This is a genomic window from Bradyrhizobium sp. SZCCHNS30572 (assembly GCF_032484415.1).
In the GTDB taxonomy this organism is placed as follows: Bacteria; Pseudomonadota; Alphaproteobacteria; order Rhizobiales; family Xanthobacteraceae; genus Bradyrhizobium.
The window spans coordinates 32,183-56,090 of record NZ_JAUESY010000006.1; the positions used below are offsets into that span (position 1 = coordinate 32,183).

Annotated in this window: 19 protein-coding genes, 1 tRNA gene and 1 riboswitch; of the genes, 6 read left to right on the forward strand and 14 right to left on the reverse strand. The window is 66.8% G+C overall.

The window, feature by feature from the left end:
• The first annotated feature begins 10 nt into the window (after window positions 1-10).
• Window positions 11-841, forward strand: coding sequence for an FTR1 family protein (locus QX048_RS17265; protein WP_315825738.1), 831 nt, complete (start codon window positions 11-13; stop codon window positions 839-841).
• Here the strand turns inward: QX048_RS17265 and QX048_RS17270 are convergent, their stop codons facing one another.
• Window positions 842-1,516, reverse strand: coding sequence for an LON peptidase substrate-binding domain-containing protein (locus QX048_RS17270; RefSeq protein WP_315825739.1), 675 nt, complete (start codon window positions 1,514-1,516; stop codon window positions 842-844).
• 48 nt (window positions 1,517-1,564) lie between these two features.
• On the reverse strand, window positions 1,565-2,485 hold the full coding sequence (trxA, locus tag QX048_RS17275; RefSeq protein ID WP_315825740.1) for a thioredoxin: 921 nt from the start codon (window positions 2,483-2,485) through the stop codon (window positions 1,565-1,567).
• Between the two features lie 288 nt (window positions 2,486-2,773).
• On the opposite strand from trxA, the gene QX048_RS17280 reads away from it, so the two are divergent.
• Window positions 2,774-2,848, forward strand: a tRNA-Gly gene (locus QX048_RS17280).
• A 37-nt stretch (window positions 2,849-2,885) separates the two neighbouring features.
• On the opposite strand, the gene QX048_RS17285 is transcribed toward QX048_RS17280, so the two are convergent.
• From QX048_RS17285 to QX048_RS17295, 3 genes are all read right to left on the reverse strand, one after another.
• The gene (locus QX048_RS17285) at window positions 2,886-4,319 is read right to left on the reverse strand and encodes a caspase domain-containing protein (protein ID WP_315825741.1); all 1,434 of its coding nucleotides are present in this window, start codon (window positions 4,317-4,319) and stop codon (window positions 2,886-2,888) included.
• A 115-nt stretch (window positions 4,320-4,434) separates the two neighbouring features.
• Window positions 4,435-5,739, reverse strand: a complete 1,305-nt coding sequence (gene pncB / locus QX048_RS17290; RefSeq protein ID WP_315825742.1) for a nicotinate phosphoribosyltransferase — start codon at window positions 5,737-5,739, stop codon at window positions 4,435-4,437.
• Window positions 5,740-5,838: 99 nt separating this feature from the next.
• Window positions 5,839-7,182 carry an amidase gene (locus QX048_RS17295; protein ID WP_316200541.1) on the reverse strand — a complete coding sequence of 448 codons (1,344 nt, stop codon included), beginning with the start codon at window positions 7,180-7,182 and terminating at the stop codon, window positions 5,839-5,841.
• 384 nt (window positions 7,183-7,566) lie between these two features.
• Here QX048_RS17295 and QX048_RS17300 point away from each other — a divergent pair, with 384 nt between their 5' ends.
• Window positions 7,567-8,844: a PQQ-dependent sugar dehydrogenase gene (locus tag QX048_RS17300; RefSeq protein ID WP_315715860.1), complete on the forward strand. Its 1,278-nt coding sequence runs from the start codon at window positions 7,567-7,569 to the stop codon at window positions 8,842-8,844.
• Between the two features lie 172 nt (window positions 8,845-9,016).
• The gene (locus QX048_RS17305; RefSeq protein WP_315825744.1) at window positions 9,017-9,598 is read left to right on the forward strand and encodes a c-type cytochrome; all 582 of its coding nucleotides are present in this window, start codon (window positions 9,017-9,019) and stop codon (window positions 9,596-9,598) included.
• 206 nt (window positions 9,599-9,804) lie between these two features.
• Here QX048_RS17305 and panE read toward each other — a convergent pair whose 3' ends face one another.
• The 5 genes from panE to QX048_RS17330 all read right to left on the reverse strand — a co-directional run bounded on the left by panE (window position 9,805) and on the right by QX048_RS17330 (window position 14,425).
• Window positions 9,805-10,728, reverse strand: a complete 924-nt coding sequence (panE, locus tag QX048_RS17310; protein ID WP_315715862.1) for a 2-dehydropantoate 2-reductase — start codon at window positions 10,726-10,728, stop codon at window positions 9,805-9,807.
• Between the two features lie 105 nt (window positions 10,729-10,833).
• Window positions 10,834-11,571, reverse strand: coding sequence for an SDR family NAD(P)-dependent oxidoreductase (locus tag QX048_RS17315; RefSeq protein ID WP_315750583.1), 738 nt, complete (start codon window positions 11,569-11,571; stop codon window positions 10,834-10,836).
• A gap of 103 nt (window positions 11,572-11,674) precedes the next feature.
• Window positions 11,675-12,283, reverse strand: coding sequence for a 2-hydroxychromene-2-carboxylate isomerase (locus QX048_RS17320; RefSeq protein ID WP_315715864.1), 609 nt, complete (start codon window positions 12,281-12,283; stop codon window positions 11,675-11,677).
• Between the two features lie 104 nt (window positions 12,284-12,387).
• Window positions 12,388-13,701 carry an MATE family efflux transporter gene (locus tag QX048_RS17325; protein ID WP_315825827.1) on the reverse strand — a complete coding sequence of 438 codons (1,314 nt, stop codon included), beginning with the start codon at window positions 13,699-13,701 and terminating at the stop codon, window positions 12,388-12,390.
• Window positions 13,702-13,852: 151 nt separating this feature from the next.
• On the reverse strand, window positions 13,853-14,425 hold the full coding sequence (locus QX048_RS17330) for a DUF2239 family protein (protein WP_315825745.1): 573 nt from the start codon (window positions 14,423-14,425) through the stop codon (window positions 13,853-13,855).
• A gap of 162 nt (window positions 14,426-14,587) precedes the next feature.
• Here QX048_RS17330 and QX048_RS17335 point away from each other — a divergent pair, with 162 nt between their 5' ends.
• Window positions 14,588-15,253, forward strand: coding sequence for a glutathione S-transferase (locus QX048_RS17335; RefSeq protein WP_315715866.1), 666 nt, complete (start codon window positions 14,588-14,590; stop codon window positions 15,251-15,253).
• A 3-nt stretch (window positions 15,254-15,256) separates the two neighbouring features.
• On the opposite strand, the gene QX048_RS17340 is transcribed toward QX048_RS17335, so the two are convergent.
• Together QX048_RS17340 and ggt are read right to left on the reverse strand one after the other, a co-directional pair.
• Window positions 15,257-16,663 carry a serine hydrolase gene (locus QX048_RS17340; protein ID WP_315750587.1) on the reverse strand — a complete coding sequence of 469 codons (1,407 nt, stop codon included), beginning with the start codon at window positions 16,661-16,663 and terminating at the stop codon, window positions 15,257-15,259.
• 167 nt (window positions 16,664-16,830) lie between these two features.
• Window positions 16,831-18,582, reverse strand: a complete 1,752-nt coding sequence (ggt, locus tag QX048_RS17345; RefSeq protein ID WP_409999205.1) for a gamma-glutamyltransferase — start codon at window positions 18,580-18,582, stop codon at window positions 16,831-16,833.
• 124 nt (window positions 18,583-18,706) lie between these two features.
• Between ggt and QX048_RS17350 the strand changes: the two genes are divergently transcribed.
• Entirely contained in the window at window positions 18,707-20,116 is a 1,410-nt protein-coding gene (locus QX048_RS17350) for an MFS transporter (RefSeq protein WP_315825746.1), read from the forward strand.
• A 130-nt stretch (window positions 20,117-20,246) separates the two neighbouring features.
• Here QX048_RS17350 and purH read toward each other — a convergent pair whose 3' ends face one another.
• Together purH and QX048_RS17360 are read right to left on the reverse strand one after the other, a co-directional pair.
• Window positions 20,247-21,839: a bifunctional phosphoribosylaminoimidazolecarboxamide formyltransferase/IMP cyclohydrolase gene (gene purH, locus QX048_RS17355; protein ID WP_315825747.1), complete on the reverse strand. Its 1,593-nt coding sequence runs from the start codon at window positions 21,837-21,839 to the stop codon at window positions 20,247-20,249.
• Window positions 21,840-21,862: 23 nt separating this feature from the next.
• A riboswitch (ZMP/ZTP riboswitch) is annotated at window positions 21,863-21,943 on the reverse strand.
• A gap of 173 nt (window positions 21,944-22,116) precedes the next feature.
• Window positions 22,117-23,832, reverse strand: coding sequence for a heparinase II/III family protein (locus QX048_RS17360; RefSeq protein ID WP_315825829.1), 1,716 nt, complete (start codon window positions 23,830-23,832; stop codon window positions 22,117-22,119).
• Window positions 23,833-23,908: the final 76 nt, after the last annotated feature.

The following is a 23,908-nucleotide window of genomic DNA, read 5'->3' on the forward strand; positions in this document are numbered from 1 at the left end:
TCCATATCCCATGCTCGCCGCCCTGATCATCGTCTTCCGCGAAGTGTTCGAAGCCGGCCTGATCGTCGGCATCGTGCTTGCCGTCACCAGCGCGGTCCCGCATCGCCTGCGCTGGATCGGCGCGGGGCTGTTTGCCGGCCTGGTCGGCGCATGCATCGTCGCGGCGTTCGCGGGAACGTTGACCCAGCTCTTTGAAGGCATGGGGCAGGAATTGTTCAATGCGGGGATCCTGTCGGCTGCCGTGATCATGCTGACCTGGCACAATGTCTGGATGGCCCGGCACGGCCGCGAGATGAGCACTGAGCTGCGGACGATGGGCCAGGCGGTGGCAGACGGCGCCAAGCCGCTGGTCGCGCTGGCGACCGTGATCGCCATCGCCGTGTTGCGCGAGGGCAGCGAGGTCGCGCTGTTTCTCTATGGGGTCGCGGCCTCCGGCGACGGCAGCGGGCGGGCGCTGCTCGGTGGCGGCGTCCTTGGCCTGCTGCTCGGCGTTGCCGTCTGTCTCGCGACCTATCTCGGCCTGATGCGCATCCCGCCGCGCGCGCTGTTCAAGACCACCACCGTGCTGATCACCCTGCTGTCGGCGGGAATGGCCGCGCAGGCGGTGGTCTTTCTCGCCCGCGCCAACTGGCTGACAACGTTCGACCATGTGGTGTGGGATTCGAGCGCGGTTCTGCCCGAGCGTGGCGTCGCCGGGCGGACGCTCAAGGCTCTGATCGGCTATACGGATCAGCCTACCGCGATGCAGCTCGCAGTCTACATCGGGGTGATCGTCACCACCATCGCACTGATGCGCCTGACGGCGGCCCCGCCAGCGCCGCGCGCGGCTCCCGCCGAGTGATCATTGCAGCGGCGGATCGCCCGAGGTCCGCTTCTTGGCGAGATCCATCTCGGTCACGGCGATAAGGATTTCGGCGCGGGTCTTCAGGTCCGGCGCCTCGAGCATCGCCTGCTTCTCCGCCGGACCATAGGGCGACATCATCGCCAGCGCGTTCACGAGCGCTTCGTTCGGCGCCGCTTCGATGCCGGCCCAGTCGACCTTGAGATTGTTCGCCTTGAGGAAGTCGGTGAGAACCGCGAGCAGCGCTTCGCGGTCCACCGCCTCTTCACCCTTGCGCGCCGTGAAATCATCGACGAACGGGAAATAATCGACCTTGCACTGCCGATAGGGCGTGAGCACCGTCATTTCCTCGACCACCTTGAAGCGGGACACGCCGGTGAGCTCGAGGATGTAGCGGCCATCGCCGGACTCGGCGAGCTGCGTGATCCGGCCGACGCAGCCGACCTTGAACAGCACCGGGCGCTCCTCGCTGGAGGAGTGCGTGACGTCGGGCTGGATCATGCCGATGAGCCGATGGCCGTCACGAAGCGCATCGTCGACCATCGCGAGATAACGCGGCTCGAAGATGTTGAGCGGCATTTGGCCGCGCGGCAGCAGCAAGGCTCCCGCCAACGGAAACACCGGAACGATCTCCGGAAGCTCGGCGGGACCGCGATATTCGGCATTGATCGGCATGCGATACCTCGTGTCCGCTGGAACGAGCGCGCGTCCCGTCCAGCCGGGTTACGAAAACAGGATCGTCGACAGCCGCTTGCGGCCCTCGATGGTGGCCTCGTCGGCGCCGCCCCAGGCTTCGAAGAACTGCACGAGCTGCTTACGCGCGCCGTCTTCGTTCCATTTGCGGTCACGCTTCACGATCTCGAGCAGCTGGTCGGTGGCTTCCTTCCGCTTGCCCGCGGCGTTCAGTGCGGTCGCCAGGTCAAAACGCGCCTGGTGGTCGAGCGGATTGGCGGCGACCTTCTGTTCGAGCTCGCCGACCGGCCCAAGCGACTGGGCCTGCTCTGCCAGATCGATCGCGGCCTGCACGGCGGAGACCGCCGAATCGCTGCGCTTGGAGTCCGGGACCATCGCAAGCGTCTGCTTGGCCTCGTCGATCGCGCCGAGCTCGACCTGGCACTTCGCAAGCCCGGCGATCGCGGGGATGTTGGCGGCATCGATCGCGAGCACCTCGGCATAGATCTCGGCCGCGCCGGCCGCATCGCCTTCAGCGAGAACCGCTTCGGCTTCCTTGAGGATTTCGGCGATGTCGGGCTCGCCGGCGCCGGGAACGCCCTTGGTGATCTTTTCGATGAAGGCGGCGACCTGGCTCTCGGGCACGGCACCCATGAACCCATCGGCGGGCCGTCCGCCGACGAACGCGATCACAGCCGGAATCGACTGGATGCCCATCTGGCCAGGGATGGCCGGATGCTCGTCGATGTTCATCTTGACCAGCTTGACCTTGCCCTTGGCGGCCTTGACGGCTTTTTCCAGGATGGGCGTCAGCTGCTTGCACGGTCCGCACCACGGCGCCCAGAAGTCGATGAGGACCGGCTGCCGCTTCGATTCCTCGATGACGTCCTTCACGAAGCTCTGCGTCGTGGTGTCCTTGATCAGATCCGGCACCTGCGGCGCCGGTCCGCCGCCCTGCTCAACAATGGTCACGGGGTCCCTCGTCCGAAAAATTCCGATGAACGGCGACCGGGAACCGGCCGCCGCCGCGCCTCAATACACGTTTTCTTTCACTTTAAGTGGCGGTCCAGCTGGAAATTTCAATCAGCGCCCATCGCGGTCCGGTGATGGGCAGGTCTCAGCCCGGTTCGGCCGGTCCCGGCCGCTAAAATTTGAACGTCGCCGGCGTACGAAACCTGTCGCAGACCTGTTGCATTCGTCCGCGGCATTTGGCATAGGTCTGCCCGTCGCTGGCGGCCACGCCGCCAAGGCGTCACGGATGCGGGTGTAGCTCAGTGGTAGAGCACGACCTTGCCAAGGTCGGGGTCGAGGGTTCGAACCCCTTCGCCCGCTCCAAAAATTTCGCTCCGTTGTTCCTTCGTCTCGTGCCTCATCATTTTGTCGGCGGGGATTTGTCCCAGGCCGCGAGCACGTCGGCGAATACCCGATCTCCACTGGGACCTTTGCCGATTGCGAGGATGCCGCGGCGCTGGTTCGCATAGACGACCGGGATGTCGAACCATTCGCGCCGTGCGAGCAGCTCCTCGTTGCGCGCGCGATCGGCCTCGACGTTGGACAAGCCCACCAGGAACGAACCTTCGGTGATCTTGACGGAAAGCCCGGCAAGCGGCGTCCCGCGCGACTTCTCATCCGTCTTCATCAGCATTCCTGGGACGCTGCTGATGCCGCCACCGACGAAATCGGCAGCGGGCCTGAATGTGAGCTCGGCGACATGGCTGGCCGGCAGGCTGGGATCGTCGTTGCGGCGCAACTGCAGGCTGACCTTCAGTTTGCGCTCGGGAATGTCGATCTCGCCACGGATCACCGGCGTGGGCCGTCCCGATTGTGCCTTCTTGACCGTCTCCGTCCGCCAGGTGACCGAGCCGGAATAGCGCTTACCCTTGGGGTCGGAGAGATCCTCATCATACAGCACGGCAAGTCCGGGCGTCCGCGCATCTGCCGCGTCGGACGATGCGGTCGGGCTCGAAACGGGAGCGTTGCTCCGGGCGGCGGCGGGGCCAGCGGGCTGCGCCGGCTTCGCCGCAGCGGCGCTCAGTTGAGCGCCGCCGTCGATCGACGTGAACATCACGAGCGGCTGCTGCGCTCCGCCCGTGGCTCGCTCCACCGCCGCGTTGGTCTGGTTGAAGGTCTCGATCAGGCGTTGGCCTGGCTGCTGCAGCGCCTCTGCAAGGGCGGCGGCGAACACGCCTTGACCGTCCGGGCCGCGCTGTCCCGCCGTCCCCGCCTGTGCGGCAAAGGAGATCACGGTCCGTGCGGAAACGTCGACCGGGACGAGGCCGGCGGCAAGACCGGCAATGCCGCGCCCGGCGAACGGATTGGAGCGGAAGGCGTCGAGAATGATCACGTTCTGCCGGGGGCTCGATCCGCCCAGCTCGCGCAGAATTGCAGTCAGGTCGCGCAGCTCGGTCTCGAGATCCGCAGCTGTCGCCGGTGCCGCGTCGACCGGGACGAGATAATCGGCGCCGCCCAGGTTGAGCCCATAGCCGGCATAATAGATCAGCGCGACGTCGGCGTCCGCGATCCGGCCCTTGAACTCGGCAAGCGCGCGATCGAAGCCGCGTCGGTCGAGATCGATCTGCGCGGCACCGCCGCTCAGGGTGAAGCCGAGTCGCGACAGGCTGTCGGCGATCAGCCGGGCATCCGCCGCCGGCTCCTCCAGCAGCGGTGCGTGCTCGTGGATGGCGTTGCCGATCACCAGCGCCACCCGCTTGTCGGCGGCAGCGGGCCCGGTCGAGATCAGGATCGCGCCGACGACAAGGATGGTTGCAGACAGCAGCTGTCCAACTCGGCCGATCACCCGACGCATGCCAACGATCTCCTGTCACCCGATCTGCTCGATCGATGATTTTACCGCATTTCGAACAAAGCAGGAACAAGAATCGTGGCAGGAAAAAGAGAAATTGCCGTGGGCTGTCGGCGACCTAGACGACCACCGGCGTGTGCACCCGGCCGGCATCGCCGAACACGCGGAGATAACGGGCGATCTCGGCGGGATCGCCGGTCGCCTTCTCCGGGTTGTCGGACAGCTTCACGGCGGGGTGCCCGTCGGCCGACGTCACCTTGCAGACCAGCGAGATCGGATCGAGGTCGACCGAGCCGTCCGGCGAGCAGCCGACGAAATCGTTGGTCAGGTTGGTGCCCCAGCCGAACGACAGCCGCACCTGGTCGGAGAACCGATGATGGATCTGCTCGATCGATTCGACGTCCATCGCGTCGGAGAACACGAGCAGCTTCTGCTTGGGATCACGCCCCTTCGATTTCCACCAGGCGATGATCTCCTCGCCGGCCTGGATCGGAGGCGCGCTGTCGGGACGGAAGCCGGTCCAGTCGGCGACCCAGTCGGGTGCGTCGCGCAGGAAGGCCTTGGTGCCGAATGCGTCGGGCAGCGCGATCAGCAGGTTGCCTGCGTAGGTCTGCCGCCACTGGTCGAGAATGCGATAGGGCGCGAAGCGCAGCTCGTCATCGTCCTTGGCAAGCGCGGCGGCGACCATCGGCAGCTCATGCGCGTTGGTGCCGATGGCTTCGAGATCGTTGTCCATCGCCAGCAGCACGTTGGAGGTGCCGGTGAACGACGGGCCGAGACCTTCCTTGACGGCCTCGACGCACCAGCGCTGCCACAGGAAGCCGTGGCGGCGGCGGGTGCCGAAATCCGACAGCCGCAGCCCCTCGAGCTTGCGCAGCCGCTCCACCTTGGCCCACAGCTTGGCCTTGGCGCGGGCGAACAGCACGTCGAGCGCGAACCGGCCCTGGCCCTTCATGGCCTGGCGCGAGCGCAGCTCGTTGACGATCGCGAGCGCCGGGATTTCCCACATCGTGGTGTGGGTCCAGGGCCCGTGGAAATGCAGCTCGTACTGGCCGTCGGACTTGCGCAGCTCGTATTCGGGCAGGCGGAAGGTGGCGAGCCAGGCGATGAACTCCGGCGAGAACATGTGGGTCTTGCCGTAGAAGGTGTTGCCGGCCAGCCAGATCAGCTCCTTCTTGGCGAAGCGGATGGTGCGGGCGTGGTCGAGCTGGGCGCGCAATTCGCCCTCGTCGATGACGTCGCCGAGCCGCACCCGCCGGGTCCGGTTGATGACCGAGAAGGTCACCTGCTGAGTCGGGTAGAACTCCCGAATCATCTGCAGCATCAACAGCTTGTAAAAATCGGTGTCGAGCAGGCTGCGCACGATCGGATCGAGGCGCCAACCGTGATTATAGGTTCTGCTCGCGATGTCTGTGATTGTCATGTGATCGTTTTACAGCGCTGGCCGCAAACCCGCCACTGGGCTTGTCGGAGGAGGCCCTCGTGGCGCGGCGGCATCCTTGCTCGGGGGTCGTGGCGGCGATTAGCGCGCCGGGAGCGGCACGCCGGGATCGAACGCCAGCACCGCTTCGGCCCATTTCGCGACGCGGAGCACGTGGAGGTCGTTGCGATAGGGGCCGGCGATCTGCACGCCCAGTGGCAGGCCGTTGTTGCCGAACCCGGCCGGCAGGGAGATGGCCGGCGCTCCGACGAAGGTCCAAGGGGCGCAATATTCGGCGTCTCCGGTCCAATCCAGGCCGCGCGGCGCTTCGCCGAAGGCTGGCAAGGTGAGCACTGCGTCGAAGCCGTCGAGCTCAGCGGCGAGCGCCTTCTGCCTGAGGGCTTGGGCCGCCTTCGCAGCGAGATATTCCATGGCCGTCTTGCTTCGCCCGCTCTCGACGTGGCCCTTCATGACCTCGCTGACCCGGTCGGGATAGCGCGCGATCAGATCGGAGAAGATCGTGGTCGCCTCGCTGAGCATGATCGTGGTGATCGCATCCCAGTTCACCGCGTCGAGCTCTCTCAGTTCGATCTCGTCGATCGTCGCGCCGGCGCTGCGCAGCTTGTCGACGACCGATTCGAACACCGCCTTCTGCTCGGCCTCGGCGCGCTCCCATTTGGCGAAGCGCACCACCGCAAGCCGTGGCGTGCGGAGCGGCGTGAGGCCGTGGTCGATGTCGACGGTGAAGCCCGGCAGCGGCCGGCCGTGGCGATCATCGGCGCTGGTGCCGGCCAGCAGAGAGAGGGCCAAGGCCACGTCGTCGACGCGGCGGGCGAAGAAGCCGACATGGTCGAGCGACGGGCTGAGGGGATGCACGCCGACGCGTGGAATCGCGCCGAAGCTCGGCTTGAAGCCGACGACGCCGTTGAAGGCCGCCGGTCGGATCACCGAGCCGAGTGTCTGCGTGCCCAGCGCGAGCGGGACCAGGCCGGCCGCAACCGCCGCGGCCGATCCGGACGATGAGCCGCCCGGCGTGTGCTCGGGGTTCCATGGATTGACGGTCGGACCTGGATGACGCCAGGCGAATTCGGTGGAGACCGTCTTGCCGAAGATGGTTGCGCCGAGATTGCGCAGTCGCTCGACCACCCAGGCGTCCGCATCCGGCACGTGATCGCGGTAGATCTGCGAGCCGTTGGTGGTCGGCATGTCCGAGGTGGCGATGATGTCCTTGATGGCGACGGGAATTCCACCGAGCGGGCCGGTCTTTGGAGCGACATCCCGCGGCAGATATTCGAATGCTTTCAGCCGCGGCTCGATTGCCTGCGTCTTCTTCAAACAATCTTCACCATAGGCGGTGGCCGCTGTCGGATCGGCTGCAAACCGTCGCAGCAGCTCGAGAACGCCGGCACCGGCCTTTGGCGTGGACACAGGGATACGCTCGGACATTCATCGATCCTGTCGACTTGATCTCATTGCCGCGCGGTGAACGGTCGCAGCCGGTTGTTCCGATCCTATCGGGTGTTCAAGCGCACGCCAATCGTCCGGCCGATCGGAGCATATGAATACAGCGCATGGCGGCAGGCCCGTGCCGCGTGGCGGACAATCGCCGATGCGGCGCAGGCGTGAGCATGGGCATGCGCATCCAGTATGAGATGAGTGGAACGGCATCTCTTGAGCCTCGCGCGAACCTGGCAGCAATCCGCTTCTCACCCGCTCAGGATGTGCTACCATTTTCGAGCAGGACCACTGGTGTGGTCGGCCAAAGGACGTCTTCAGATACGTTCCGAATAGTAGACGCAGCCACACGAGCTGCCTCATGGGAGTGAAGCGATGACATCGGCTTTTCACCGAAGCATTCTTGCGCTTGCAACAATCAGTCTTCTCGCCGGCACCAGCATCGCCGGCGCGCAGCAGCAATCCGATCAGGGCAAGGGCCTGAAGAAATACGAATCAGGCACCAAGGAGTTCTGGACGCATCCGCCGGACGACTGGTTCCTCGGTGACGAGACCGAGGCGCAGAAGGGGCTGGCGCCGCCATCGGGCCCGCCGACCGGCGCCTCCGATGCCGAGCTTGCGAAGATCGTCAAGCAAGTGAAGCTGCCGGACGGCTTCAAGATGGAGGTCTGGGCGTCGGGCGTGCTCGCCGCGCGGCAGATGGCGTGGGGTGACAAGGGCACGCTGTTCGTCGGCTCGTTCGGACTCGGCAACGTCTATGCGATCAGCGACAAGGGCGGCAAGCGCGAGGTCAAGACGGTCCTCAAGGGCTTGAACATGCCGACCGGCCTCGCCTTCCAGGACGGCAATCTCTACGTCATCGCCGTCGACAAGCTGATCAAATACGAGAATGCCGAGGCCAATCTCGACAATCTCGGCCAGGGCAAGGTCGTCTATGACGACATGCCGTCCTATGCGGCGCATGGCTGGAAATACATCGCGGTCGACAAGGAGGGCTGGTTCTATATTCCGTTCGGACCGCCCTTCAACATCGGCATTCCGCCGACATCGGTGTCGCAGATCCGCCGCGTCGATCCGCGCACCGGCAATGCCGAGATCTGGGCGCTCGGCGTGCGCAACAGCGTCGGCGGCGACGTCGATCCACGCACCGGCCGCTACTGGTTCACCGAGAACGCGCGCGACTGGGTCAGCGATGAACTGCCGAGCGACAAGCTCAACATGATCTCGAAGATCGGCGAGCATTTCGGCTATCCCTATTGCCATCAGGGTGACATGCCGGATCCGAAATTCGCGATGGGTCACAAGTGCTCGGAGTTCACGCCGCCGGTGCTGAACCTCGGTGCGCACGTGGCGCCGCTCGGCATGAAGTTCTACACCGGTGACCAGTTCCCGGCGGAGTACAAGAACAACATCCTGATCGCCGAGCACGGCTCCTGGAACCGGCACAAGTACCAGGGTGCGCGGATCATGCGCGTCATCGTCGGTCCCGACGGCAAGGACGCCAAGCAGGAGGTGTTCGCTTCCGGCTGGCTCGAAGGCGACCAGGGCTATCTCGGCCGTCCCGACGACATCATCCTCGCCAAGGATGGCTCGATCCTGGTGGCGGACGACTGGGCCGGCGCGATCTATCGCATCAGCTACGAGAAGAAATGAGCTCGTCGTGAAAGCGGGGCTGCGCGCTGCCTTACGGCGGCCGCAGCCCCAACTATTTTGACAGTCGCGCGTTGACCGGGGGCGAGGTACCGCTCATCGACCGAAGGCCGGTCCGCGCGCCATAGCAATGATGGGAGCGAGAACCCCCGCGATGACTCCAGGGACCTCCAGAATGTGCCAGGCAGCAGCGGCCGCGCTGGCGCTCATGCTCGTGCTTGCGGCGCGTCCGGCCGACGCCGCCGATCTCGAGGCGGGCAAGACCAAGGCACAGCTCTGCGTCGGCTGTCACGGCGATAACGGCATCTCGCAGACCGAGAACATTCCCTCGCTCGCCGGCCAGCAGGATCAGTTCATCCAGTGGCAGCTCGTGTTCTTCCGCGCCGGCACACGCAAGAACGAGGCGATGAAGCCGATCGTCGATCAGCTCACCAACGAGGATATCCGCAATCTCGGCGCCTATTTCGCCTCGCTGCAGCCGGCCAAGGCGCCGCCCGACAATGATCCGGATCTGTCGGCCAAAGGCGCGCAAGCCGCCGCCGGCCGCCGCTGCGCCTCGTGCCATCTCGACAGCTATGCCGGCACCAAGGGCGTGGCGCGGCTCGCCGGCCAGCGCGAGGAATATCTCGTCAAGGCGCTGCACGACTATAAGAGCGGCCAGCGCGTCGGCGGCAGCCAGGCGGCGATGACGGATGTTGCCTATCCGCTGAGCGACGAGGAGATCACGGCGCTCGCGCATTATCTGGCGCATCTGTAGCTGGGACGCCGCCCAGATCACAATTGTCGTCCCGGCCTCGCGCCGGGACCCATACCGCGGAGGCTATCGAGGGACGTCGGTGAGAGTGACCTGCTTCACTACGGGCGGTGGCTAAGGGTCCCGGCGCGAGGCCGGGACGACATCGGAGTCTGTGGCGCCGTCGTGCCTGACCAACGGTTCGGCGAACACCGAGGCGACACCAAGAGCTACTTGTCCCGCTGTGCCTCATAGACCTTGAGCTGGGTATAGGCGATGCGCAGCCGTGGCACCGGGACCTTGGCGGCATCGGCGCGGGCGACGAGATCGCCGATGACGTGATCGGCCTCGACCGGCAGGCCGGCGCGGAGATCGCGAAACATCGAGGCGGTCATCGGTGATCCCTCCGCCGTGAGCATGCCGGAGACACGCTGGAAGAAGGCGCCAGCCGGAGGGTAGCCGGCGGCCGCAGCGGTGGCGCTGCATTCGTCGAGCATGCCGAGCAGGAAATCCTTGCCGCCCGGCGCGGTCAGGATCACGCCGACCGGCCCGCGCATCAAGGTGGTCGACGCGGCGAGCGAGGACAGGAACACCCACTTCTCCCACATGTCCTGCATGATGTTCTCGCTGGCCGACGCATTGAAATTGCCGCGCTGGAAGATCTCGAAGATCGCGCGGACGCGCTCCGACGATCCGCCGTCGCGCTCGCCGAAGCTCAGCGACTGCATCGGCTGCAGCTGCACCACCTCGCGCTGTTCGTTCAATGTCGCGGCGATGGCGCAGAGCCCGCCGAGCACGCGCGCGCGCCCGAACCTGGCGTCGAGCACGTCGAGGTGCTTCATGCCGTTGAGCATCGGAATGATCGCGGTGTCAGGTCCCACCGCCGGTGCAAACGAGCCGATCGCGTCGTCGAGATCGAAGGCCTTGCAGCTCAGCAGGACGACGTCGAAGTGCTGCTTCAAACCATCCGCCTGCACCGTCCGCGGATTGGGCAAGGTGACGTCACCGGTCGGACTGCGGATCACGAGGCCGGCACTGGCGAGCTCAGCCGCGCGCCGCGGGCGGACCAGGAAGGTGACATCGGCTCCGGACTGCAGCAGCCGGCCGCCGAAATAGCCGCCGATGGCGCCGGCACCGACGACGAGGATACGCATGGGGGTCTCTCCGTTAGCAAGGCTGCATCATGACGAAGCGCGTGGCGAATGACGAGTGGCGAATAGGGATGGCCACCATTCGCTACTCGCCACTCCCTATCGCCCCTACCACTTCTCGCCAAACGGCCGGATCTCCATTTCGAAGGTCCAGGCGCTCTTCGGCTGCTGGTAGAGCTGCCAATAGGCGCCGGCAACCGAGGACGGCGGCATCAGCAGGTCCGGATTGTCCAGCGCCTCCTCGCCCCAGAGCTGGGCGCGGCGCTCGCGCACCCAGGCGGTGTCGACGCCGGAATCGATGATCAGGTGGGCGACGTGAATGTTCTGTGGCATCAGTTCGCGCGCCATCGCCTGCGCCACCGCGCGCAGGCCGAACTTGGCGGAGGCGAAGGCCGCGAAGCCGGCGCCGCCGCGCAGCGACGCGGTCGCGCCGGTGAAGAAGATCTTGCCGCCGCCGCGCGGCAGCATCAGCCGGGCGGCCTCGCGGCCGGTGACGAAGCCGGCCCAGCACGCCATCTCCCAGACCTTGCGGAACACGCGGTCGGTGGTCTCCAGGATCGGGAAATTGACGTTGGCGCCGACATTGAAGATCACGACCTCCAGCGGCGCATGCTTGTCGGCGTCGTTGAGGAAGGCGGTGGTCTCGTCCTCCTTGCGGGCATCGAGCGAGCGCGCCACGATCCGCCCGCCGGCGCTCTCGACCTCCGCGACCAGCGGCGCGAGCTTGTCGCCATTGCGGCGGCCGGCGAACACCGTGAAGCCTTCGGACGCGAACTTCTTGACGATCTCGGCGCCGATGTAGTCGCCGGCCCCGACGACCGCGACGGTGGCGTTGCGCTGCTGCATGCTTGGTCTCCGTTCTCCCGAGGCGTCATTGCGAGGAGCGAAGCGACGAAGCCGTCCAGTCCTTCGTCGTGGCTCTGGATCGCTTCGCTCGCGATGACGGCGATTACCTGCCTAGGATGTAGTCCTCGACGTCGCGCAGCTGTTCCTTGCCGAAGAACATCTCGTTGCCGACGAAAAAGGTCGGCGAACCGAATGCGCCGCGCTCGACGGCGCGCTGGGTGTTCTCCACGAGCTTCGCCTTGACCTCGGGCTCCTGGGCGCGGGCGAACAGCCTGGCCCCGTCGAGCCCGGACGATGTGATCGCGGCGATCGCGATCTCGGGATCGTCCATCTTCTTCGGCTCGCGCCACATGTGGTGGAACGCCGCGTCGACATAGGCCTCGAACACGCCCTCGAGCTGGGCGGCGATGGCCGCGCGCATCAAGTTCAGCGTATTCACCGGGAAGTACGGATTCCAGACCCAGGGCTGCACGTGGTAGCGCTTGAGGAAGCGCTGCGTCTCGACCTCGTGGAACTCACGCTTGTTCTTGATGCCGGCGAGCGACTCGGCGGGCGACTTGTTGTTGGTCGCCTTGAAGATGCCGCCGAGCAGCACCGGGACATAGTAGAACTGGACGCCGATCCGCTTCACGATCGCCGGGATCGCCTCGTGGCTCAGATAGGCGTTGGGACTGCCGAAGTCGAACATGAATTCTGGCGCTGGACGGCTCATGGGCGGTCTCCTCGGTTTTTCGCATTGTGGTCCAGCGCAGCAGCCCCGTCCAGGGTTTTATGACGGTCATCATATTCCAGCGGCCGGAAGACGCCGGTGGTGCGTCAGATCATCCGGCGCACCGTCCGCTTGCGCCATACCAGGAGATAATAGCTCATCTGCAGCAGCATCATCGCGGCGAACGTGATGGGATAGGCGAGCCAGACGCCGTCGAGCCCGATGCTGCGGCTGAGCCAGGTAGCGGCGGGCACCTCGATCGCGGCGATCGCAAACGCCGAGATCGCCAGCGGCATCCACACCGTCCCGGAGGCGCGCATCGCCGACGAGAACGTGATGGACATGCCGAACAGCACGGAGCTCCACAGCACGATATGCAGCGAATGCTGCGCCACCTCGATGACGGCAGGGTCGGTGATGAAGAAACCCATCAGCACCCGTGAGAACAGATAGCCGATCGCGACCAGGCCGCCGGTCAGCACCACGTTCATCTCGATGCCCGTCCGCACGATGTCGCCGATCTGCTCGGCCTGGCCGCGGCCGATCGCCTGGGCGCCGAAGATCGAGACCGAGATCGCGATCGACAGCGCCGGAAACTGCACATAGCCCAGCACCTGGTTGACCGCGCCATAGGCCGCCGTCGCGTCCGAGCCGAAGCCGTTGACGAGGCCGATCAGCACCATCTCGGCCAAGGACATCACGATCATGCCGATCGCGGCGGGGATGCCGAGCCGCAGCACCGCCCGCAGCAGCTTCGGATCAGGCAGCATGCCCTGCAGGAAGGCCGCATCGATCGCCAGCGGATGCTTGCGCCGGCGCAGATGGACGTGGAGCCAAGCCAGCGTGGTCAGGGTCGAGATCGCCGACGCCCAGGCGGCGCTGGCGACGCCGAGCACGGGCGCGCCGAGCCAGCCGCGGATGAAGACCGGGGTGAGCACCAGCCCGAGCGTGGTCGATGCGGCGAGCGAGGCCAGCGGCGTCACGGTGTCGCCGACGCCGCGCATCTGCGACGACAGCAGGATGTAGGCGAAGGTCAGCGGCATCGTGATCGTCATGATGCGGGCATAGCCCGCGGCGGCATCGAGGATGTTGGCGGGAGTGGCGAGCGCGGTCAGCAATTCGCGGCTGAACAGGCCGCCGAGCACCGCGATCAGGCCGCCGAGCAGCAGCGCAATGGTCAGCGTCGTGCCGGCGACCTGCTTCACCTTGGCGGGCTCGCCGGCGCCCCAGGCCTGTCCGATCAGAACGCCGGCGCCCGAGCCGAGGCCCATGACGAAGGAGACGAAGAAGAACATCGCCGGGAAGAACACCGAGACCGCGGCGAGCGCATCGACGCCGATCATCTGGCCGAGATAGACATTGTTGATGGTGCCGAACAGCGATTGCAGCGTGTTGCTTAGCATCATCGGAACGACGAACATCAGGAACGGCTTGCGCAGCGAGGCGGTTGGCGGCGACACGGCATGGTTCTCCGTCGACCGCTCTTCATTCGGAGCACGGTCGCGTTGCGAGGAATTGGAATGAGAGCGGCCGCGAACGGCCGCTCCCGCTGGCTGTTGAAATCAGCCGATCTCAATCGGCCCTGTGGCGATTTGCGAGCGCCACCGCATGGTCGCGGATGTCGGCCGGCCAGTCCGCGATCAGCGCGGCGAAGCGGCCGAGATCGCCGGCGAACAGCGCCCGGGAGGCCTCCTCGAATTGCGGCAGGTTGCTACCGATCCCCGACATGAAGTGATAGGCCGCGTCGCGCGCCTCGCGGGCGCGGTCGGTGTCGCCGCTGACGCGGCGGGCGTCGTGGACCAGCTTGCGCAATGCCACCGAGGCGCCGCCCGGCTGCGCGTTCAGCCAGTCCCAGTGCTGCGGCAGCAAGGTGACCTCGCGGGCCACGACCCCGAGCTTCGGCCGGCCGCGGCCGCGCGGCCCGCTCGTCGGCTGGTCTGCGACCGCGCCGGCGTCGACCGGCAGGCGCGCCAGGATCTCCCGGTCGCTGCCGCGCAGATCGAGGTCGATCGGCTGCCCGGTGCGGTCGCTGAAGATCACGATCGGCTCGGTGTTCGGCGCGGCGTGTTTCAGCACCAGCGCCACCTTGGGCAGCGGCCCGGCGGCGACCCGGGTCTGGCCGGCAAACGCGGTGAAAGTGTCCATGGCTTGGTCCCTGTGATGCGCCTAATAAGACCCGGGTGAAATTAAAGTCAATATTACCCGGATAATTATTGTGGCCGCCTCCACTGCCGAGGACGCCTCGCCGAACCCCTCCTGTCCTGCTACGGAACGGCGCCCGCCACCCGATCCGTCCCTGGGAACCCCATGCTGACCGTTCACCACCTCAACAATTCCCGCTCGCAACGCGTGCTCTGGCTGCTCGAGGAGCTCGGCGTGCCCTACGAGATCATTCGCTACGAGCGCCAGCCGGACATGCGCGCGCCCAAGGAGCTGCGCGCCATCCATCCGCTCGGCAAGTCGCCCGTGATCACCGACGACGGCAACACGGTCGCGGAGTCCGGCGCGATCGTCGAATATCTGATCGAGACCTATGGCGAGGGACGGCTGATCCCGCCGCCGAAGACGCCGGAGCGGCTGCGCTATTCGTACTGGCTGCACTACGCCGAGGGCTCGGCGATGCCGCTGCTGCTGCTGAAGCTGCTGTTCAACATCATGCCGAAGCGCGCGCCGGCGCTGCTGCGCCCGATCGTGCGCAAGGTGTCGAACCAGGCCTTGAGCACGCTGGTCAATCCGCAATTGAAGCAGCACATGGCGTTCTGGGAAAGCGAGCTGCAGAAGAGCGAGTGGTTTGCGGGCGATTCGTTCACCGCGGCCGACATCCAGATGAGCTTCCCGCTGCAGGCGGCGGCATCGCGCGGCGGCCTGGAGCAGGGCCATCCGCGGGCGATGGATTTCCTCGCCCGCATCGAGGCACGGCCGGCCTACAAGATCGCGCTGGAGAAAGGCGGGCCCTACGAGGTCGGCCGCTGAGCGCTATTTGGCGGCCGTCGCCGGCGCCGCGGTCGCCGCAATCACCTCGCGCACCAGCCGGGCGACGCCTTTGATGTCCCCGTCCGGATCCACGGAATCGCCGAGCCGGACCACGACCATGCGCTGGCTCGGCATGATCACGAGCCGCTGGCCGAGCAGGCCGAAGGCGAAGAACGCGTCCGCCGGGATGCCGGCGCGCGCCCGTCCCAGCGCGTGAAAATGCTGGCTGCGGTTCGTCCACAGTCCCGCGCCATAGTCGGTGTCCAGCGTTGCGGTCGCCGACATCGCCACCCAGCCCTCGGGCAGGATGCGCTTGTCCCCGGCGACGCCGTCACCGAGATAGAGCAGCCCCAGCTTCGCCCAGTCGCGCGCGCTCGCCAGCATGTTGCCGTAACCTTGCAGCGTGCCGGTGCCGTCGAACTGCAGCGTCGCGCTGCGCATGCCGAGCGGATGGAACAGCTCGCGCCACGCGAGTTCGATCGCCTGCTCGGGACCGCCGGCGGCATCGCGGATGATGCGTGCCAGGATCTGGGTGCTCGCGCTCGAATAGGCCCAGCGCTGGCCGGGCGGCGCGATCAGCGGCGCATGCACCGCGAACGCCGCCATGTCGCGGTGGATGTCCATCTGGCTCGACGGGTCGAAGCCGGAATTGGTCTCGTCCAGCGCCAGGCCTGATGTCATGCGCATCAGCTGCTCGATGGTGATGTCGTGGCGCGGATCTCCGGCTTCGCGCCATTCCGCGACCGGCGCCGGGACCGACGGGCTCAGTCTGCCCTGCCGGGCGAGGATGCCCAGCAGCGCATTGGTGACCGTCTTGGTCATCGAGAAGCCCAGGAGCGGCGTATCGACGCCGATGTTCGGCGCATAGCGCTCCGCGATCAGGCGACCGTCCTTGACGACGACGACCGCCTTGGTGCGGCGGAACGGCGGGTTGGCCGGCTCCTCGAAGGCGTGATCGAGCGCCGCCTTCAGCGCGGGATCGCTGGGCTCCACTGCAGCGCCTTCCGCCAAGTCGGGCAACGCGGGAGCGGGCGCCGCGGCACGCAGCGCAGCGACGTCGGTGTGAGGCACGTAAGGCGGCTTCTGGCCCTGGAGCGTCACGCAACCGAGACCGTCATGATACGTGGCCCGGGTGGCGTGCAGGCCGAGCAGCGACGCCTCCACCATGCGCATGTCCGGCTCCACCCGGTAGCGCATCACGGCCCGCAGCCGGCGCAGACCGGGCCGTTCCATGGTCTCCGCAAACACCGTTTGCGGATCGAAGCCGGAGACGTAGGTCTTGGCGCAGATCATCTCGGCGACCGCGCTGGTCGCGACGCGCAGCGCCCGGTCAGGCCGATAGGTGAGCCACCCCGCCACCAGCAGGGCCGCAAACACCAGCAGACCGACCACGAATCTTCGCAAATGCACCAGAACGTCCGACACCGTCTCGCGGGCGAGCCTCGCTGCGCCCTGGTATGCTTCTAACGCGCCTCGGTCACCACGCCAACGGAGGGAAGCGGGTGCAGGGCCCCGCCGGGCGGCGGCAAATCGTCATCCGGGGCCGCGATGTCCGGCATCGCCTGGGAACCGGCGCCTCAGCGCCCGGCTGCGGTGGCGCCCTTGCTGCGCGGATCCGGCGCGCCGACGAATCCATCCGACGTCACCAGGATGGAGTTGGCCGAGGTCCGTCCCATCGGCTCCTCGAGCTTGTGACCTCGGGCGCGCAGACCGGCGAGCACGTCCTCGGCAAAACCCTTCTCGATTCGGACCTCGTCGGGCATCCATTGGTGATGCAGGCGAGGCGCGGTGACGGCCTCTCGGACGTCCATCCGATAGTCGAGCACGTTGACGATCACCTGCAGCACGGTCGAGATGATGCGGCTGCCGCCCGGCGAGCCGGTGACGAGCACGGGCTTGCCGTCCTTCAGCACGATGGTCGGCGACATCGACGACAGCGGCCGCTTGCCGGGGCCTGGCAGATTGGCCTCGAAGCCGACCAGGCCGAAGGCATTCGAGGCGCCGGGCGCGGCGGTGAAATCGTCGAGCTCGTTGTTGAGCAGCACGCCGGTGCCCTCGGCGACGAGGCCGACGCCATAGGGGAAGTTCAGCGTGTAGGTGTTGCTGACGGCATTTCCGTCATTGTCGACGACCGAAAAATGCGTCGTGTTGCTGCCCTCCCGCAGCGGCGTGGTGTTGAGCACGTCGCCGGCGCTGGTGGCGTGCGCGGGATCGATCCCGGCGCGCTGGCGCGCGGCATAGTCCTTCGACAGCATCGCGCGCACCGGCGCGTCGACGAAGGCGGGGTCGCCGAGATAGCGCGCGCGGTCGGCATAGGCGCGCTTCATCGCCTCGATCAGCAGATGCAGCGAGGCGGGCGAGCCCTGCTTCAGCTCAGCGAGCGGAAAGCCCTCGAGGATGTTCAGCATCTCGACCAGCACGGTGCCGCCCGAGGACGGCAGCGGCATCGACACGATGTCATAGCCGCGATAGGTGCCGCGCACCGGCGTGCGCAGCACCGGCTGGTAGGCCTTGAGATCGTCCGCTGTCATGATGCCGCCGGCATCCTGGATCGCCTTGGCGAGCTGGTCGGCGACCGGCCCTTCATAAAATCCGCGCGGGCCCTGCTCGGCAATGGCGGTGAGCGTCGCCGCCAGATCGCGCTGGATCAGCCGGTCTCCTTCCCTCAGCACCGTGCCATCGGGACGGATGAAGATCGCGGCCGATGATTTCCATTTTGCCAGCCGCGGCGCCATCATCGGCAGGGTGACGGCAACGTCGTCGGCGACGGGGATGCCGTCGCGCGCCAGCACGATCGCCGGATGCAGCACCTGCGCCAGCGTGAACTTGCCCGAGCCGTATTTCTCCAGCGCCAGCGCGAGACCTGCCACCGATCCGGGGACGCCGATCGACAGCGCCGAATCGCGCGACTTGACGTTGTCGGGCTTGCCATCGGCGCCGAGGAAGATGTCGCGCGTGATCGCGGCGGGACCGGTCTCGCGATAGTCGATCGCCACGTCCTCGTTGGTCCTGGCGATGTGGATGACCATGAAGCCGCCGCCGCCGATGTTGCCGGCAACGGGATAGGTCACGGCCATTGCAAAGCCGGTGGCAACGGCGGCATCGACCGCGTTGCCGCCCAGCGCAAGGATGCGCTGGCCGACTTCGGCCGCGATCCGCTCCTGCGCCACCACCATGCCATGTGCGGGCGGCTGCGCCGGCGCGGTGATACCGGGGGGCTGCGGGATATCGAAGGTTTGCGAATCCAGCGCCCGCGCGGGCAGGCAGCCGGCCAGCAACAGCATGAAACCCGCAAGGAGCCGTCGTCGATCAATCGTGAACGTGGTCATCGCAATTCTGCCGTTGCTGACATCCGCCTGGGATCGTCAGATGTTATAGGGCCGCGTCGCCGGCGTAAAACGCAACGCCGTGATCGTCGCGAGATGCGACGCGGTGATTGCAGAGGATTTTCGAATGACCGTCATCACGATCGAGACCTCTGGTCCTGCCGACGGCCGAATCTATCCCGGGCGCGCGGCCGTCGTCAGCTGGATCTTCTTCGATTGGGCGGCGCAGCCCTACTTCACGCTGATCACGACCTTCGTCTTCGCGCCCTATTTCGCGGCGCATGTCGCGCCGGACGCGGCGAGCGGCCAGGCGCTGTGGGGCTTTGCGACCGCCGCGGCCGGCATCGTCATCGCGCTGCTGTCACCGGTGTTCGGCGCCATCGCCGATGCCACCGGGCGCCGCAAGCCGTGGATCGCGGCGTTCGGCGCGATGCTGGTGATCGGCGCCTCGCTGATGTGGATCGGGCGTCCCGGCGCGCCCGAGCTGATCCCGCCGCTGCTCGCGGCCTATGTGATCGCCACCATCGGTGTCGAGTTCGCCACCGTGTTCAACAACGCGATGATGCCGACCCTGGTGCCGCCGGAACGCATCGGCCGGCTGTCCGGCACCGGATGGGCCACCGGCTATGTCGGCGGCATCCTCTCGCTCGTCATCGTGCTCGGCTTTCTCGCCGCCAATCCCGACAGCGGCCGCACGCTGTTTGGATTCAAGCCGCTGTTCGGGCTCGATCCCGTGAGCCATGAAGGCGACCGCATCTCCGGTCCGCTCACCGGGCTCTGGTTCATCGTGTTCGTATTGCCGATGTTCCTGTTCACACCGGACTTTCCGGCGCGGCACCGGCTGGGCGCGGCCGTGGGCGAGGGGCTTGGTCAACTGAAGCAGACGCTGCGCAGCCTGCCGCAGCAGCGCGACGTCGCGCTCTTTCTCCTCGCCAACATGATCTACACCGATGGGCTGGTGTCGCTGTTCGCTTTCGGCGGCATCTATGCCGCCGGCACGTTCGGCTGGAACACGATCCAGATCGGCACCTTCGGCATCATCCTCGCCGCCGCCGGCACGTTTGGCGGCTGGCTCGGCGGCAAGCTGGATGACTTTCTCGGGCCGAAGCGTGTGATCGCCGGCAGCATGACGCTGCTGCTGCTCGCGATCATCGCGATTCTCATGGTGAGCCGTGATTCGGTTCTGTTCATTTCGGTTACGCCGGCCGTGCCGGGCGGCCCGCTGTTCGCCTCGCTGCCGGAGCGCGCCTATCTCTTGCTCGGCTGCGTCATCGGCGCCTGCGGCGCGCCGCTGCAGGCGGCCTCGCGCTCGCTGCTGATCCGCATGGTGCCGAAGGAGCGCGTGGCGCAGTATTTCGGCCTGTTCGCGCTCACCGGCAAGGTGACGTCGTTCATCGGCCCGCTGCTGATAGGCATCATCACCGCGGCCACCGCGAGCCAGAAGGCGGGCATGGCCGTGCTGGTGCTGTTCTTTGCGGTGGGGCTAGTGTTGCTGGCGCGGGTGAATGCAGGTGGTCGTGCGGGGCAGGGCGCCTGAAACTTGCTCCGCCGTCATTCCGGGGCGCCCGCAGGGCGAGCCCGGAATCCATACTCACGATCGTGGTTATGGATTCCGGGCCTGCGCCTTGCGGCGCATCCCGGAATGACGGCGGAGATTGTGGGCGCAATCAGTGCCGGAAGTGCCGCACGCCGGTCAGCACCATGGCGATGCCGTGCTCGTCGGCCGCCTTGATGACCTCGTCGTCCTTCACGGAGCCGCCGGGCTGAATGACCGCGGTGGCGCCGGCCTCGATGCAGGCGAGCATGCCGTCGGCGAACGGAAAGAACGCGTCGGAGGCGACCACCGATCCCTTGGTCAGCGGCTCGGCGAGCTTGAGCGCGCTGGCCGCATCCAGCGCCTTGCGCGCGGCGATGCGCGCCGAATCGACCCGGCTCATCTGTCCCGCGCCGATGCCGACTGTCGCCGACTCCTTGGCGTAGACGATGGTGTTCGACTTGACATGCTTGGCGACGCGGAAGGCGAAGCGCAGGTCGCGCAGCTCGGCTTCGGTGGGGGCGCGCTTGGTCACCACCTTCAGCTCCATGTCATCGACGACAGCATTGTCGCGGCTCTGCACCAGCAGGCCGCCGGCCACGGTCTTGGCGGTGAGGCCGGCTTCGCGCGGATCGGGCAGGGCGCCGGCGAGCAGCAGCCGCAGCTTCTTGCGCGCTGCGATCACCGCGATCGCCTCCTCGGTCGCGTCGGGCGCGATGATCACCTCGGTGAAGATGCCGGTGATCGCGTGCGCCGTGGCGGCATCGAGCTTGCGGTTCATCGCGATGATCCCGCCGAACGCCGAGGTCGAGTCACAGGCCAGCGCCTTCTGGTAGGCGGTGACGAGATCGGGCCCTTCGGCGACACCGCAGGGATTGGCGTGCTTGACGATGACACAGGCGGCGGTGCGCGCCGGGTCGAACTCGGCGATGCACTCATAGGCCGCGTCGGTGTCGTTGATGTTGTTGTAGGACAGCTCCTTGCCTTGCAGCTGGCGCGCGGTGGCGACGCCGGGACGGCGGCCGGGCAGCGCGTAGAACGCGGCGTGCTGGTGCGGGTTCTCGCCATAGCGCAGCGACTGGATCAGCTTGCCACCGAAGGCGCGGTAATCGGGCGCGTCGTTCTGGATGGTGGCGGCGAACCAGTTGGAGATCGCGGCATCATAGGCGGCGGTGCGCGCATAGGCCTTGGCGGCAAGCCGGCGGCGCAGCAGCAGCGTGGTCGAACCCTCATGCCGCGCCAGGTCGTCCAGCACGGCGTGATAGTCGTTGACGTCGACGACGACGGCGACGTCCTCGTGGTTCTTCGACGCCGCGCGGATCATCGCCGGGCCGCCGATGTCGATGTTCTCGATGCAGTCGTTGAACGGGGCGCCGCGTTCGACCGTGGCCTCGAACGGGTAGAGATTGACGACGAGCAGATCGATCGGCGCGATGCCATGGGTCTTCATCGCCTCGGCATGCTCATCATTGCCGCGGATCGCGAGCAGTCCGCCATGCACCTTCGGATGCAGCGTCTTGACGCGGCCGTCCATCATCTCGGGAAAGCCGGTGAGGTCGGAGACGTCCTTCACCTTGAGGCCGGCATCGGCAATCGCCTTGGCGGTGCCGCCGGTCGAGACCAGCTCGATGCCGCGCGCGGCGAGCGAGCGGGCGAAGTCGACCAGGCCGGTCTTGTCGGATACGGAAAGCAGGGCACGGTGAACGCGACGAAGCTGATTGGTCATGGGCAGAGTCCTTGTGCAGGAGTTCAAAATGCCCAGGCGCACGGCGTCAAATCCCGCGCTCCCCGATGGTGCTCCATCCAAAGTCGCCAGTCGCGCGAGAGCGGGCCTCATATCAGCTTTTGCCGCCCGCGACAACGGGTGGGCGATCGAACGATCACCTTGGCCGCACGTCTCACGATGAGCCGCCCGAACGTCGGCCGCGTTCCGAGGGCCCGCCGAAGGCGGACGTCTCGACGGACGGTGATGTGAGATGATCTGAGAAGCGAGAGCCAGGGTGTTACAGCGGCAGCTCAGGCTCTCTCCGCCCGTTGCGGCGCCCGTTGGTCTCGGTCGGGGACGTCGACGAGCGGACGAAGCTCCAGCGGATCGACGGGGCCTGCTGCGCGTCCTGCCGGATCACCAGTTGCGTGGTGCGGCGCGGACCGTCATTGCCGGCGAGAAACACGCTGTCCTCGAGGTCGACGCGATCGTCGAACGTCTCGAACGTCCAGACCTCGCGATTGGGCAGCACCAGCATGGCGCCGCGTCCGTCGCTGAGCCGGCTGGCCTTGACGGCCGGGTGCAGGTGGAAGCGCAGCGCGTAGTCCGATCCGCCGCCGCGAAGCCGCGCGCCCTGCGCCGGCGTCACGGTGTCCTCGCCGTCGAGCCGCGAGCCGTCCTCGGCCGCCACCAGCACGCGACGATGGATCAGGCCGAATTTCGCCGCGTAGCCATTGTGCGAGGTCGACAGCACGGTGCCGTCGGGCACGATCTCGCGGAAGTTCTCGACCCGCGTCGGACCCGATACGATCGGCGCGCCGTGCAGCAGGCGCTTCATCGCCGACATCTCGACGAAGGTGCAGGACGAGGTGTTGTGGTAGGTCAGCGTCGAATGCGCCACCGTGCTGCGCGCGAAGGCACGCCAATTATCGCGGCCGGTCGACGGCATGCCGCAATTGATCACGATGCGGCACGGTCCGGAGGACATCTCGAAGGCGAGGCAGCCGGCATGGGCCTCATGGCTCAGATGCGGTGGCGGCGGCGGACCGGTATCGACGATCACCGTCATCGGTCCGGCATCGAGCCGCTGGAAACCGGAATGCGGCATGCTCGCCATCGGCGTGCCGTGGGTGTCGTCGTAGGCGAGCAGGGTCGCCAGCAGGTCGGACGGGGTGCCGCCCATGCCATTGAACAGCGCCATGTTGCCGTCGCCGTGGCGGAAGAAGCGCAGCATCGGCATCATGCGGTCGATGGCGTTGAGCAGCGCCGGCGGCGGGGCGATGTTGCGGGCCGCAAACGTCTGCCGCAGCGGCAGCAGGTCGATCAGCAATTCGATCAGCGCGCCGGGATTGCGCGAGACGTGGCCGCCATCGGGCAGGATCTGCCGCTGCAATTCGTCGGAGAGTTTCCGGGTCGCGCTGCGGATGTGCTTGGCCTGGTTGGCGAGGCACAGCGCGGCGTAACACAGTGCGATCAGCACCTGCAGCCGCGGCGCGCCATCCGGGATGTCGATCGTCGAATAGCGCAGATAGCGGATCTCGCGGGTCAGCCCGCGCAGGTAGCGGCGGTAGAACTTGCCGTCGGAATCGGCCAGCACCAGCGGCGCCTGCGACAGCAGCGAGATCACCCGCCGCGCCAGCACGTCGGCGCGCCGGCTCAGCGGATGGCGGCCGATCTGGTTGGTGATCCAGTCGTCGACCAGAGCACGGGCATTGGCGCGGGTCAGCGCGGTGTCGGCTGCGCGCAGATGTCGCAGCCAGCCGAAGCCGAGCAGGGCCACCTCCCAGTCCTCGGACGGCGGCTCCAGGTCGAAGATCGAGCGGCCATGGCAGGTCACGATCTTGCCGGCGAAGACGAAGCGGCCGGCGTAGATCTCGGCCGCCCGCGTCGCGTCCGACGTGCGCAGGTCATGCGGCGCAATGATGAGTCGGTCGGCGCGACCGGGCCACAACCCGGACACGGATACCGATACACCGCTGACGTTGGACATCAGGCTGCGCGCAAAGCGGCCCATCACCAGCGTCGATATGCGTCTGCGTTGAGCGGCGGACACGCCAAGCCTTGGATTCAGAGGGGGATTCGGTTGCGCA